13 protein-coding genes and 1 riboswitch are annotated in these 12,773 nt (G+C 48.6%); of the genes, 5 read left to right on the top strand and 8 right to left on the bottom strand.

Translation table 11 applies throughout. The annotated features are described in order from the left end of the window. Positions 1-14 precede the first annotated feature (14 nt). The gene (locus ACN9MT_RS13275) at positions 15-512 is read left to right on the top strand and encodes a GNAT family N-acetyltransferase (protein WP_290774680.1); all 498 of its coding nucleotides are present in this window, start codon (positions 15-17) and stop codon (positions 510-512) included. 60 nt (positions 513-572) lie between these two features. Here the strand turns inward: ACN9MT_RS13275 and ACN9MT_RS13270 are convergent, their stop codons facing one another. The 4 genes from ACN9MT_RS13270 to ACN9MT_RS13255 all read right to left on the bottom strand — a co-directional run bounded on the left by ACN9MT_RS13270 (position 573) and on the right by ACN9MT_RS13255 (position 4,524). After that, positions 573-1,388 carry a MetQ/NlpA family ABC transporter substrate-binding protein gene (locus ACN9MT_RS13270; RefSeq protein ID WP_290752652.1) on the bottom strand — a complete coding sequence of 272 codons (816 nt, stop codon included), beginning with the start codon at positions 1,386-1,388 and terminating at the stop codon, positions 573-575. Positions 1,389-1,415: 27 nt separating this feature from the next. Beyond that, the gene (locus ACN9MT_RS13265; protein ID WP_035410311.1) at positions 1,416-2,081 is read right to left on the bottom strand and encodes a methionine ABC transporter permease; all 666 of its coding nucleotides are present in this window, start codon (positions 2,079-2,081) and stop codon (positions 1,416-1,418) included. Further along, complete coding sequence (locus tag ACN9MT_RS13260; protein WP_035410309.1) at positions 2,071-3,084, bottom strand: methionine ABC transporter ATP-binding protein; 1,014 nt, start codon at positions 3,082-3,084, stop codon at positions 2,071-2,073. The genes ACN9MT_RS13265 and ACN9MT_RS13260 overlap by 11 nt, the downstream gene beginning before the upstream one ends. Positions 3,085-3,169: 85 nt before the next feature. Beyond that, positions 3,170-3,274: riboswitch (SAM riboswitch) on the bottom strand. A gap of 62 nt (positions 3,275-3,336) precedes the next feature. After that, entirely contained in the window at positions 3,337-4,524 is a 1,188-nt protein-coding gene (locus tag ACN9MT_RS13255) for an aminotransferase class I/II-fold pyridoxal phosphate-dependent enzyme (protein WP_426272351.1), read from the bottom strand. A gap of 148 nt (positions 4,525-4,672) precedes the next feature. On the opposite strand from ACN9MT_RS13255, the gene ACN9MT_RS13250 reads away from it, so the two are divergent. Beyond that, a complete protein-coding gene (locus ACN9MT_RS13250) occupies positions 4,673-6,283 on the top strand; it encodes an alpha-glucosidase (protein WP_426272350.1) in 1,611 nt (536 codons plus the stop codon). 61 nt (positions 6,284-6,344) lie between these two features. On the opposite strand, the gene ACN9MT_RS13245 is transcribed toward ACN9MT_RS13250, so the two are convergent. The 3 genes from ACN9MT_RS13245 to ACN9MT_RS13235 form a co-directional block, all read right to left on the bottom strand. After that, entirely contained in the window at positions 6,345-7,073 is a 729-nt protein-coding gene (locus ACN9MT_RS13245; RefSeq protein WP_426272349.1) for an MBL fold metallo-hydrolase, read from the bottom strand. A gap of 126 nt (positions 7,074-7,199) precedes the next feature. Next, positions 7,200-8,006 (bottom strand): SMP-30/gluconolactonase/LRE family protein, encoded by an 807-nt coding sequence (locus tag ACN9MT_RS13240; protein WP_056063188.1) that lies wholly within the window; start codon positions 8,004-8,006, stop codon positions 7,200-7,202. Between the two features lie 178 nt (positions 8,007-8,184). Then, the gene (locus ACN9MT_RS13235) at positions 8,185-8,448 is read right to left on the bottom strand and encodes a metal-sensitive transcriptional regulator (RefSeq protein ID WP_035410294.1); all 264 of its coding nucleotides are present in this window, start codon (positions 8,446-8,448) and stop codon (positions 8,185-8,187) included. 226 nt (positions 8,449-8,674) lie between these two features. On the opposite strand from ACN9MT_RS13235, the gene ACN9MT_RS13230 reads away from it, so the two are divergent. From ACN9MT_RS13230 to ACN9MT_RS13220, 3 genes are all read left to right on the top strand, one after another. Further along, the gene (locus ACN9MT_RS13230; protein WP_029342596.1) at positions 8,675-9,238 is read left to right on the top strand and encodes an RNA polymerase sigma factor; all 564 of its coding nucleotides are present in this window, start codon (positions 8,675-8,677) and stop codon (positions 9,236-9,238) included. After that, positions 9,219-9,956, top strand: a complete 738-nt coding sequence (locus ACN9MT_RS13225) for an anti-sigma factor (protein WP_290752633.1) — start codon at positions 9,219-9,221, stop codon at positions 9,954-9,956. Before ACN9MT_RS13230 ends, ACN9MT_RS13225 begins: the two co-directional genes overlap by 20 nt. A gap of 180 nt (positions 9,957-10,136) precedes the next feature. Then, entirely contained in the window at positions 10,137-12,179 is a 2,043-nt protein-coding gene (locus ACN9MT_RS13220; RefSeq protein ID WP_426272347.1) for a putative bifunctional diguanylate cyclase/phosphodiesterase, read from the top strand. 233 nt (positions 12,180-12,412) lie between these two features. Here ACN9MT_RS13220 and ACN9MT_RS13215 read toward each other — a convergent pair whose 3' ends face one another. Continuing rightward, entirely contained in the window at positions 12,413-12,760 is a 348-nt protein-coding gene (locus ACN9MT_RS13215) for an iron-sulfur cluster biosynthesis family protein (RefSeq protein ID WP_368914520.1), read from the bottom strand. Between the last annotated feature and the right edge of the window lie 13 nt (positions 12,761-12,773).

Raw genomic sequence — 12,773 nt, 5'->3', positions numbered from 1 at the left:
AGGAGGTGGGGCGATTGGAAATCCGTCGATTGAATCCAGAAGATGCAGTACTCTATAAAGCATTGCGATTAGAAGCATTACAGAATCACCCGGAAGCGTTCGGCTCCGATTATGAAGCGGAAAAAGATCGACCGGTCGACCAGTATGCTACGCGATTTCAGAGCGAACAGGCAGCGACGTTCGGTGCCTTTCATGAAGCGCAACTCGTTGGGGTCGTCACCGTTGTCTGCTCCGAGCTGGACAAGATGCGACATCGAGCCAATTTATTTGCGATGTACGTCACTCCAAGCATCAGAAAACAGCAGGTCGGACGGCAATTGGTACAAGAGGCATTACGGGCATTAGAGGAACGTCCTTGGATCGAGCAGGTTCATCTCTCGGTCGTTCGTACGAATGAAGCCGCTAAGGCCTTGTATCGGTCGCTTGGCTTCGAATCGTACGCGATTGAACCGCGGGCGTTGAAAATCGATGGTACCTATCATGATGAAGAACTCATGTGGTATCGGTTCTAACACAAAACGACCGAAATTCAATGAGAGATGATCTCTTTTGAATTCCGGTCGTTTTTAAAATCAGTTTGCCCAATTTGGTTTGCTGAAACCTTTGAATGATTTTTCGATGACTGTGTTGAAGGCATCGGATTCGACAGCTGTCTTCAGGTCTTTTGCGACTTGTGAGTCTGCATCTTTCGTTTGGACAGCAATGAGGTTCCGGTATTGCTCGTCCATCGTCTCAAGTGCTAACGCATCGAGTAAATCGAATTTCGCAGCAAGCGCGAAGTTCCCTGGAACTGCTGAGACATCAACGCTTTCGATGGCACGTGGCAGTTGCGCTGCTTCAAGCGGCTTGATGACGAGTTTCTTCGGATTTTTGACGATATCTTTCTCTGAGACGGTCAGTGGATCGACATCTGGCTTCAGTTCGATCCAGCCTTGTTCTGCCAAGAGGTTCAGCGCGCGTGCCTGGTTCGTTGGATCGTTCGGTGTCGCGACTTCAGCGCCCGTCTTGACGTCGTCAAGTGTCTTCGCCGTTTTACTATATAGTCCCATCGGTGCCGTCGGGACAGTGATGAGTCCTTTAAGGTCGAGGTTCTTTTCTTTAGAGAACGTCTTCAGGTAAATCGAGTGTTGGAACAAGTTAGCATCGATATTGCCGCTACCGAGTGCGATGTTCGGTTGGATATAATCGCTGAACTCGACGATTTCGACTTTATAGCCTTTCTTTTCGAGTTGCGGTTGAATCGCTTGTTTGACCATGTCACTATAAGGACCGCTTGTCGCCCCAATTTTGATCGTCTTGTCTTTTTCATCAGCACTGCTGTCTCCGCATCCTGCGAGGATTCCTGCACCGAGTAAGGCTGTAGCTAAAAAGGCATATCGTTTTTTCATGATTCAACTCTCCCTTTGTATGTATGATTAGCGTTTATCTGTTTTTCGCGCCAGTTGATTGCCAAGTGCTTGAATGCTTTGGACGATGACGATGAGGACGACGATCGTCACGATCATGATGAGATTATCATAGCGATAGTAGCCGAAGCGGATCGCGAGGTCACCGACACCTCCGCCGCCGACGATACCAGCCATCGCCGAGAAGCCGATCAAACTGATCGTCGTTAGCGTGATTCCCTGAATGATGCCAGGGAGTGCTTCTGGTAAAAGGATACTGACGATGATCCGTAATGGTTTCGCTCCGCACGCTTCCGCTGCTTCGATCAAACCAGGTGGAATCTCACGCAGTGATGTTTCAACGAGTCGTGCGAGAAACGGAATCGCTGCGACACTGAGGCTGACGGATGCTGCTGTCGGACCAATCGTATTATCAAGCAAGAACTTCGTTAATGGAATGAGGGCAACAAGCAAAATGATGAACGGCAAGGACCGGACGATGTTGACGACGAAGTCAAGGACACGTCGGATGGCAATGTTTTGAAAGAATAAACCGCGGTCGGTGACGAACAGGAGAATCCCGAGTGGAATCCCGACGACCAATGCGAAGGCAAGCGAAATGCCAACCATCCACGCCGTCTCACCAAGTGCCTTCAACAACTCGGGTAACATCGTTTGTATACGATCAAGCCACATCCTGAATCACCTCGAGTGTATGAAGTTCCGCCGCAAGCCAGTCGAGGGCAGGTGCGATTTGATCGGAGGATCCCGTCAAGCTGACGATTAGGACACCAAAAGCGACGTCTTGGATGTAATCGACTTTTCCGTGCAGGATGCTGACCGAGATATCGTATCGACGGATGGCTTCCGATAACGTACTTTCACCGGTCTTCTCGCCCGTGAACTGCAGGCGGATGATCTTTCCTGGTGTCGCTTGCAAGATGCGTTCCGGTAGCTCGATCTGGAGTGCCGTGTCGACGTAATGTTGTGTCACCGGATGTTTGGCTTGACTGAACAAATCGTATGTAGAGGCGACTTCGACGACTTCCCCTTGCGACATGACCGCGACACGATGGCAAATCTGTTTGACGACATCGATCTCATGCGTGATGAGGACGATCGTCAATCCAAGTCGTTCATTCAAATCTTTCAACAAATCTAAAATCTGCAGCGTCGTGACCGGATCAAGGGCAGAGGTCGCTTCGTCACATAACAAGACGGTTGGATCATTCGCGAGTGCCCGGGCAATCCCAACGCGCTGTTTCTGTCCGCCGCTCAACTGACTCGGGAAGTTCGTCTCGAATCCTTCGAGTCCGACGAGCGAGACGAGTTCACGGATCCGTTCCGGAAAATCTGCTCGTTTGACGCCAGCAGCCTTCAGTGCAAAAGCAATGTTATCTGCGACATTACGCGACTGGATCAATTGGAAATGCTGAAAGATCATTCCTGTCCGCAAGCGAAGTTGACGCAAATCTGCTTTTGACATTCCGCCGAGCGAGACACCGTCGACCTTTACCGTTCCTTGTGTCGGATGCTCGAGACCGTTGATCAGACGAAGCAACGTACTCTTACCGGCACCGGATTCACCGATGATCCCAAAGATTTCTCCTTTTTGAATCGTCAAATCGACATCTCGTAATGCGAAAATCGGGGTCCGGTCTCGGACGAACCGTTTCGTAATCTGTTTGAATTCAATCATCTGCTCATCTCCTTGTACAAAAAAAAGTCGCTTTTTCCTAGTAGCAGAGCAACCAGAAAAAAGCGACGAAAGTGTAAGATTTCGTAACTTATCTCTCAGAATGAATCCATTCTGTAGGATGTGGCACCGTTCCTGATAGGTGGTTGCCGGACGTCGTTGGGCCTAATCCCTCGGTCGCTCTCGATAAGTAGTTATGCTGTTGGGATTTACTTTAACGGAAATGATTCCCATCTGTCAAATGTTTTTTCAGAATTATTCCGCAACAGGTGTCCGGAACAGGTTGAGCGTTCCGATTCGGTCGACGGCCTCCTCTAGCCGTTCGACGTCAGCAATTAAGCTGATCCGCACGTATCCTTCGCCGTATTCACCAAAGAATGATCCAGGGGTCACGGCGACGTGTGCTTCGTCAAGCAGATGATCCGTGAAGCTTTGGGACGTGTATCCTTCCGGCACGGGGAGCCAGACGAAGAAGGAACCGCCCGGTCGTGGTCCACTCCAGCCGATTGCATCGAGTTTTGCGAACAACGCATCGCGTCGCGTTTCATACAAGCTACTTAACTCGCGGACGCACGTTTGGTCACTCGTCAGGGCAACGGTCGCTGCATGTTGGATCGGTGTGAAGGCACTGACGTAGAGATGTTCCTGATACGTCTCGATGCTTGAGATGACGGACGGATTTCCGATCGCGAAAGCGATTCGGAAGCCAGACATGTTGAAGCGTTTCGAGAGTGAGAACAACTCGATTCCAACATCTTTCGCCCCTTCCGTCTGCAAGAAGCTTCGTGTCGGACCGTCAAAGCTGATGCCACCGTAGGCTAAATCATGGACGACACAAACATCATGGGCATCCGCGAAGGCAACTGTCTGTTCGAAGGCTTCTGCTGTCGCTGTCGCACCTGTCGGATTACTCGGGTAATTGAGGAACAACATCCGGGCGCGCTCGACATCTGTCGTATCAAGTAAATCGTAATCCGGCAGGAAGTTATTTTTCTCAAGCAATGGAAGCGTAATCGGGTAAGCACCAGCAAGTGCTGCTCCAGACAGGTAATCCGGGTACCCCGGATCCGGGACGATGACACCTTCTCCAGGATTGACGATCGTTTGTGGTAAGGCGACGATTCCGGCTTTACTACCGAGAAGAATTGCGACCTCGGTTGCCGGATCGATTGTGACGCCGAATTCGTTCGCATAAAAGCTCGCGACGGCTTGCTTTAGAAAATCATGTCCACGAAATGGTGGATATTGAAGGTTTGTTGGCTCATCGATCGCCTGTTTCAAGGCGTCGAGAATATGTACGGGCGTCGTTTGATCGGGTGTTCCTTGACCAAGGGTAATGACATCATGTCCGGCAGCTTTCACAGCACCGATCCGGTTCGCAAGTTCAGCGAAAACGGGAGCAGGAAGCCGATCGATGGCGATGGATGGAGCGAAATGTTTCATGGATGTGTGCCTCCTTCGTAGTATTGTCGTCAAGGATAACGAATATTCAGTCAAAAGAAAAGAACTTTTTTGAAATTCAAAAAAATCGTCCAATAAACAGGTACAGATATGTGGAGCGGGAATAGAGAGTAGGGAAAGGAGTGAGGAGATGAAGCGAGCTAGCTGGAAAGAAGCAGTCGTCTATCAAGTCTATTGGCGCAGTTTTAAGGATTCGAATGGGGACGGCATCGGTGATTTGCGAGGTGTCATCGATAAGCTAGATTACATCGCATCGCTTGGTGTCGATATCGTCTGGTTAAATCCATGTTACCGTTCTCCAGACATCGATAATGGCTATGATATTGCCGATTATTACACGATCATGGACAAGGCGGGGACGATGGGCGATCTACAAGAGTTGATCACAGCGGCTCACGCACGCGGCTTAAAGATAATTCTTGATTTGGTTGTCAATCATACGAGTGACCAGCATGACTGGTTCCGTCAGTCGCGGGACCGAATCCACGACATGGATGATTGGTACATCTGGAAAGATGGAACGAAAGAGACTCCCCCGAACAATTGGCGGTCGTACTTTGCGCCGAGCCCGTGGACGTGGAGCGAAGAGCGCGAACAATATTATTTCCATTCCTTTGCGAAAGAGCAACCGGACTTAAACTGGGAACAACCGGCTGTCCGGCAAGCGATCTACGACATGATGAACTGGTGGATCGCTCAAGGGATTGACGGTTTCCGGATGGACGTCATCAACTTGATCAAAAAACGTTCGCTTGAGGATGTCGTCAATCCGTTTGATCTATCGTATCTCGGAAATCAACCAGGTGTGCACGACTTCCTTCAGGAAATGCATGCGAACGTCCTTGCCGGGAAAGACTTGTTCACGGTCGGTGAGATTCCGTTCGTCGGTCCAGAAGACGGTCTGTTATATGTCAGTGAAGAACGTGAAGAACTTCGGACACTGTTTCACTTCGAAATCGCGGACGACATGGAGGCGATGGATCTTTTACGTTTCAAGGAAATTCAGAAACGATGGTATGACGTCTTGTATCCGTTAGGCGTCAATTCACAGTTTCTCAACAACCACGATCATACGCGACAAGTGACCCGCTTTGGCAGTGAACGATACCGAGTCGAGAGTGCAAAACTACTCGGTTTGATGTTGCATACATTACCTGGCATTCCATACGTGTATCAAGGAGAAGAGATTGGGATGACGGGGATTCGCTTCTCTGATCCGTCGCTCTATCAAGACGTCGCCTTTCGCAATCGATATGAAGAGCGCGTCGCTGGCGGCGAGGATCCGGAGGTCGTACTCTCGTCAATGCAGTTACTCGCACGCGATAACTCCCGCACGCCGATGCAGTGGGACGGTACGTACGCGGCAGGCTTTACGAGTGGGAAACCGTGGTTAGCGGTCAATCCGAATTACACGGACATCAACGTCGCACAAGCAGAAGCCGATCCATCATCCGTACTTGCCTTCTACCGAGCATTGATTCAGATGCGAAAGGATCATCCAATCATGGTCTATGGTACGTATCGCGACTTAGCTCTTCATGATCCGTATCTCTACATCTATGAGCGGGAACTAGAAGGAGAAGTGTGGCGGATCGTTCTCAACGTGCATGACGAACCGATGCAAACTGCCTTCGTTTTATCACAAGATAAGTTGCTTGTGTCGAACTATCCAGATATCTCGGATGAACTACGTCCTTATGAAGCACGTGTATATCGATATACTGTTACAGAACAGAATTGAACTACTGGACGAAAAAACATCCGCGACGTGTCAGGAACGCGTACGGATGTTTTTTCGTGTGTTATTTGAAAGGTGACGATTTTTTCATCTGTAAGACGTGCGTGAATCGATCGACGGCTTGGCGCATCTCGTAACTTGGTCCAAGGATGAGAGGACCATGTCCGACGGCGAGAATATCTGGAGACAGTTCCGTTAGTTGGTCAGCGGAGCGAAGAGCAACGTCCGGATCCCATGTCGCAAGTGCTGGGAACGGAAATTGCCAACGGACGTCACCGGAGACAGCGAGTCCCCCTTGTGTCTGAAAGGCATCTCCGGCGATTAGCATCCGACTACCTTCATGCCAAAGAGAAATCGAACCAGGTGTATGACCTGGCGAGGCGATGACGCTGAGGCTACCGACTTGTTGACCACTTTCGAGCAATCGATCTGGACGTGTTTTGATGTTTTTCGGAATACCGCCTTTTAAAGGGGTCGTTTCGCCTTCGCGTAGCGTCTCGTCCCCACTGAGCAATGCAGCGTCACGGTAACTGATGCAGACTTGAGCGAGAGGAAAGGCATTCGCAAGGAAGTCGAGCGAGCCGACATGATCGGCATGTGCGTGTGTCAGGATAATTGCGCCGAGCGGTTTTTCTTGCTTTCGAATATAGTGATAAAGCGCCTTTGCGTTGATTCCGAGTCCGGCGTCAATCAATGTCAAACTGTCTGCTTCTTCAAACAGGTAGCAATTGACCGGGAAAAAGGATGGGGTCGTCTGCAATTGGTGTAAACGTTCGATGATCGTGACACGCATCGGCTTCACTCCTTCAAAAAGTAAATAGACTTCTTCTTTAGTATCGTCTGTTTTTGAATAGGCGTCTAGACGGATTATGTGTAAAAAGAGGCACCATCTATTACTAGATGATCCCTCCCATGCTAATTATTCAAATGTCACAGCGAAGACAGCACCGGCATGTGGTGCATCATCTCCGTTGGCAGCTGTCGTAACGAGTAATCGATCTTCGTAAAAAATCGGACATGTCGGATTCGAGACAGGGAAGTCGACATGATCCAGTTTTTCGCCCGTCGTAAGATTCCAACGTGTGATACATGATCCGGCGTAATGTGCAATCCAAGCATGACCTTCAGCATCCTTCGTCATACCATCCGGGAATCCTTCTTCCTCTTCGAGATCAACGGCGACGCGTTTATTCGAAAGTGGGGCATCGGGAGCGTAGTCGAAGGCATAGACTTTTTTCGTTGGTGTATCGATATGATATAGCGTCTTGCCATCTTCTGACCAGACGAGTCCATTGGAGTTCGTCAAGTCTTCGTGTAAAACATCGATGGAACCGTCATGACGCAGACGGAACAGCCCAGCTGTTTTACCGTCTTCTTCATTAATGCTACCAGCGACATATTGTCCGGTCGGATCGAGCTTACCATCGTTCATCCGATCAGAATCCGGTAATGACAATTGATGTTCGAGAGACAGATGTCCTTCCTTAAGATCGAACGTGCCAAAGCCATGTGCTGATGTGACACGCAATAAGTCCGGAGCGTCCGTCAAGGCAATCGATGTAATAGCGCTTGGCAACGTATATGGTTTAAGTGCTTCTGTAACAAGATCATATGAAAAGAGCAGTTGATTCGGAATATCGACGAAATAAAAGCGTTTTGTTTTTGCGTCGTAAACAGGGGATTCACCTGTCTTGCAGGTGATATCAATGAATAGGGAAACGGTCATGAGTACTCTTCCTCCTAAGCGGACGGCTCTACATGCTGTCCAAGTAATAACAATTTAGTATACCTGTTTTGATACGCAATCAAACCTAAGTCAAGGTGTACACTCGCAACGACTTTGGGAAAAGAAACGTTAAAAAAATAGCCTGCTTCCAAAGCAGACTATCGGTACGAACGTGACGTCAGCGGCTTTTCACCAGTAGGTTGACCGCTTCCTTCACGAGTTCTTCTGTTTGTCCATCGCCGTTTTGTTCTGCTTCCTTGACGCACTCGATCAAATTCGAGCTAACGACGACGCCGATCGTCCGGTCAATCGCAGAACGGGCAGCGGAGAGCTGGGTGATGACATCGCGGCAATCTTGCCCTTCTTCCATCATCCGTAAAATACCTCGTAGCTGTCCTTCAATCCGACTAACACGGTTTTTCATCTTCCGATCATAATCCATCTTTATTCCTCCGATTCCCGTTGACCTGACGTCATGTAGTATCTTTATGCTATGCCCATTACGGTATCGCTGTCAATTCAGCAGAATTTTAAGCTATACTTTTAATAGAATGAGGGAATATGGATGTGGTGAAGTTTTTTACTTAGAAAATGGATGAAATCGAAAACGATTTGGTGTCAGCTTGCGTATACTATATGATAGGGCTGACGTCAGAAGGAGGAGAAGGATGCACACTCAATCCGATGAATCGCTTTATCATCTGATGCGTAGCGGTGACGAGCAAGCTCTCGAGACATTATACGATAAGTACGAGAGGTTATTGTTTTCATTTGCCCATCGCTTTACGAATAATGACCGGTTGTCCGAAGAAGTCATACAGGAAGTATGGATGAAGATTTGGAATGGTCGTGTTGATTTTGATACACAAAAAGGAAAGTTTTCATCGTGGATTTTAACGATTACACGTAACGCGGCACTCGATTGTCTCCGTCGTGAAAAACGACAACCGACGATCGAAGTCGAAGAGCGGGATGGTGGATACGACGAGCCGGTCGAGCGGACGGTCATGCAGCGGGAAACGGCTGCTGAAGTACGCGGCGCGGTCAGTGAATTGAAGCCAGAACAGCAAGAGCTGATCGAACTCGTTTACTTCCAGGGGATGACGCAACAACAGATTTCAGAGCAGCTCGATTTACCTCTTGGAACGGTCAAGACGCGAATCAGGAGCGCGATTCAAGCATTACGAAAACGAATGGATGGGAGGGAACGAGATGGAAGAACGTTGTCATGACTTAATCGATTATTTTAATGGAACATTATCCGCAGCTGATCGCGACGCGTTCGAAGCGCATCTTTCGACGTGCGAAGAATGTCGTGAAGCGCTTTTAGAAATGGAAGAACTCATGCTTCCCATCGCTGAATCGCTTCCGGAGCGACCCGTTCCTGCAGGTATGAAAGCGCGAATTCTTGGAGAAGTCCTTGGTTCAGCAGAGGCAGCGTCTCCGAAGGAAGCACCGATGACTACTCCGGTAGACATTAAACAAGCACGTCAGCAACAAACGAAGAAGAAGAGTGTGCCACTCGGTTGGTTGATGAGTATCGCCGCCGCCTTGATTCTCTCGCTTGGTGCGAATGCCTACTTCCTGTCACAGGAAGAGAGCACAGATACACCAGAGACGTTAGCCATGGATGAGATCAAAGGGATGGGGAACTTTGAAAGTACCGAGTCCATTAAAGGATCGAGCATGATTTTCACGCAAAACGATAAATCGTATATGCTCGTTCAACTGAAAGATTTACCACCGCTTCAAAAAGGTCAGCTCTATCAATTGTGGACGCTCGAAGGAGAGACGCCTACTGCGAACGGTGTCATCGAAAAAGATGGAGAGGCAGCAGCTGTCTTCCCGCTTAAAGGAGACGGAAAAGTTGATGCCGTCGCCATCACGGTCGAACCCGAACCGGATTTAGAAAAACCAACGGGTGAAATCGTCGCATCGGTAGCACTCTAAAAATGATGTTTAACGGATCCGTCTCGAGCGGATCCGTTTTTGTGTAAGATGTCGAGTGGATTAGGTAAAAAAGTGATGGAATGATAAGAAATCAAACGAATTTCTAAATTTCACTGAAAAAAAGAGTCAGAGCAGACGATAGTTAGGAGAATGACATTTCATAAGGAGAGACCTCATACAATGAATGAATGGATCATCTTAACGAAACACTACGAAGTGACATTGGTCGTGTTATCGGTGCTCGTTGCCATCCTCGGCTCATATGGTTCACTGGAGTTAAATCGTCGTCTAGCGAAAGCGACTTCCTTAAAGAAGCGTGCCTTGTTCCTCTCGTCGTTGACGATGGGGTTATCGATCTGGGGAATGCATTTCGTCGGGATGGGAGCATTCGCTCTGTCCGTCACGGTTCGCTATGATTGGTTTTTAATGTTCTTATCCGTCATTCCCGCTATTTTGGCTGCTTTCATTGCCTTTCATTTGTTGTACTCGTCGACGATTACGCGAAAGAAGGTCATTTTAGCAGGATCCCTGATGGGGGTCGGAATCGCTACGATGCATTACCTTGGCATGATGGCGATGGAGTTCGGTGGAGCCGTTCGGTATGAGAGAAGTTTATTTTTTTTATCCGTCCTGATTGCAGTCACTGTCGCCTATATCGCCTTGCTACTGCTTCATCGCTTGAGACATGTCGATAAGAAACGGATCTTGATTCCCATCGCAGTCGTGATGGGGTTTGCCATCTCTTCGATGCATTATGTCGGAATGCTCGGCACATCGTTCTGTATTCCAGCCTCAGATGCCGGACTTATCGGTGATGCTCCAATCACGTCGAACATCTTGAATGAAGTCGCGATACCGGTCTTCTTGATTCTCGTGTTGATTGCAGGTCTCTACATTCACCTCGAACGTCGTGCACTGCAGATGATGGCGTATACCGATCATCTGACGGGATTACACAACCGACGATGGCTCGATCATCACATGACGAAAGTCGATGCCCAGTATGGTCGTGCTAAGCAGGAGATGGCGATGGCGTTACTTGATCTCGATGGATACAAATGGGTCAATGACACATTCGGATTCGATAAGGGAGATGCGGTCATCCGCCAATTCGCAGAACGGATGTTACAGACGTTGAAGGAAGATGAAGCGTGTATTCGTTATAACGGGACGCAGTTCTTCCTCATCAAACGTGTCTCACAAGAAGACATGACAGATGTTTTCGAACAAATTTTAGACGATGTACGTCTTCCGATTGATCTCGAAGATCAACCGGTTCATTTGACAGCAACGATGGGCGTCATCCTCCCGAATGCAAAGGAATCACTTGAGATGCGAATCGGTCAGATGGAGAGTGCGCTTCGGGCTGGCAAAAATGAGGGGCGTGATCGCTTCATCGTGTATGATGACTCACTACACTCGGATCGTAGAGAGCAATTGATTGTCGGATCCTTACGCCGGGCGATGACGGATTTCAAGGAGTTCGCCCTCGTCTATCAACCGAAGATCGCCCTTGCGACGGGAAAAGTTGATCAAGCGGAAGTCTTGATCCGCTGGAATCATCCGAAGTTTGGTTTCATCTCACCGGCGGAGTTCATCCCGCTTGCAGAAAAATACAGTTTGATTCACCGTTTAACTGAGTGGGTACTCAAAGAGACCGTCGCCCAGATGGAGATTTGGAAGAAGGAAGATTATTTCATTCGCCAAGTCTCGGTGAACTTATCGGCGATGCATTTCCGGTCCGAGTCACACAACTTAATGATTAAGGAAATCGTCCACCATTCATTGAAGAATGGGAGCGAACTACAGCTACAGCTTGAAATCACGGAAACATCCGTCATGGAGAACCTCGACCGGGCAATGATGATGCTCGGTGAACTGAAACAACTCAGTCTGACGATTGCACTTGATGATTTCGGAACGGGTCTATCATCATTGACACACCTGAAGCATCTCCCGATTGATATCCTGAAGATCGATAAATCGTTCATCGATGAAGTCCCGCATGACGAACGCGGAACGGCAATCACGGAAATGATCATCCAGCTTGCGAAGAGTCTCGGGATCGAAGTCGTCGCGGAAGGCGTCGAGACACTCGAACAGCATCTTTTCCTGAAACGTCTCGGTTGTGATTATGGACAAGGTTATTATTACAGTAAGCCGATGCATGTGAAGGATCTGAATCAGCGGACGATTGAAGAGACCGTTCTAAATGTCGGATAAAGCAATCCAAACACGACTTTCGTTCGTATACTAGATAAGCATGCTAGGATGATGCATGCGACGTCTGGGGGGACGCAAAGCGCTGGATTTTCTCACCAGCTTGTGCACGACGCAGACAGACATCTAGTACATTCAATCATACTCAGACCATCCAAGCTTTTAACGTAGCACCTGTCTGTTCGAACACAAACAAAGGCAACTTCCATCGCGGAAGTTGCCTTTTTCGTCTGTGCTTATGAACGAACTGTCAGGACACAGCCTGTTTGATCCGTAACGAGCACGTTCGTATTGAAGTATTGTCCATCGCTTTTAAGGATTAACGCTTTTTTCTCCGCGTTGTAATCGAGCGTCATGTCTTGATCGAGGAAATGACTCGACCATCGTTTGACAAGAACGGGTCCGACATTCGAGTCGATCGTCATGTCTTCCGGTGTCGCTTCATCGACGAGACGAATACTGAAAATACCAGAGTTTCCGCAACCGCAACCTTCTGTATCGTAGTAGAGGTGTAGTTGACCGGATACTTCACCGCGTAATTGATTGATTCGTTCCTGAGCAGATGATGTAAATGTGATGTTCATGGTCATTCACTCC

Source organism: Exiguobacterium sp. R-17 (genome assembly GCF_049913315.1).
Taxonomy (GTDB): Bacteria; Bacillota; Bacilli; order Exiguobacteriales; family Exiguobacteriaceae; genus Exiguobacterium_A.
The sequence above is the reverse complement of the archived record's forward strand: the minus strand, read 5'-3'. Positions and strand labels throughout refer to the sequence as shown.

Excerpts from the sequence above, each read along its gene's own strand:
- ACN9MT_RS13260 (WP_035410309.1), bottom strand. The coding sequence starts at position 3,084 with ATGATTGAATTCAAACAGATTACGAAACGGTTCGTCCGAGACCGGACC.
- ACN9MT_RS13255 (WP_426272351.1), bottom strand. The coding sequence starts at position 4,524 with ATGAAACATTTCGCTCCATCCATCGCCATCGATCGGCTTCCTGCTCCC.
- ACN9MT_RS13215 (WP_368914520.1), bottom strand. The coding sequence starts at position 12,760 with ATGAACATCACATTTACATCATCTGCTCAGGAACGAATCAATCAATTA.
- ACN9MT_RS13230 (WP_029342596.1), top strand. The coding sequence starts at position 8,675 with ATGCACACTCAATCCGATGAATCGCTTTATCATCTGATGCGTAGCGGT.
- ACN9MT_RS13270 (WP_290752652.1), bottom strand. The coding sequence starts at position 1,388 with ATGAAAAAACGATATGCCTTTTTAGCTACAGCCTTACTCGGTGCAGGA.
- ACN9MT_RS13245 (WP_426272349.1), bottom strand. The coding sequence starts at position 7,073 with ATGCGTGTCACGATCATCGAACGTTTACACCAATTGCAGACGACCCCA.
- ACN9MT_RS13240 (WP_056063188.1), bottom strand. The coding sequence starts at position 8,006 with ATGACCGTTTCCCTATTCATTGATATCACCTGCAAGACAGGTGAATCC.
- ACN9MT_RS13225 (WP_290752633.1), top strand. The coding sequence starts at position 9,219 with ATGGAAGAACGTTGTCATGACTTAATCGATTATTTTAATGGAACATTA.
- ACN9MT_RS13265 (WP_035410311.1), bottom strand. The coding sequence starts at position 2,081 with ATGTGGCTTGATCGTATACAAACGATGTTACCCGAGTTGTTGAAGGCA.
- ACN9MT_RS13220 (WP_426272347.1), top strand. The coding sequence starts at position 10,137 with ATGAATGAATGGATCATCTTAACGAAACACTACGAAGTGACATTGGTC.
- ACN9MT_RS13235 (WP_035410294.1), bottom strand. The coding sequence starts at position 8,448 with ATGGATTATGATCGGAAGATGAAAAACCGTGTTAGTCGGATTGAAGGA.
- ACN9MT_RS13250 (WP_426272350.1), top strand. The coding sequence starts at position 4,673 with ATGAAGCGAGCTAGCTGGAAAGAAGCAGTCGTCTATCAAGTCTATTGG.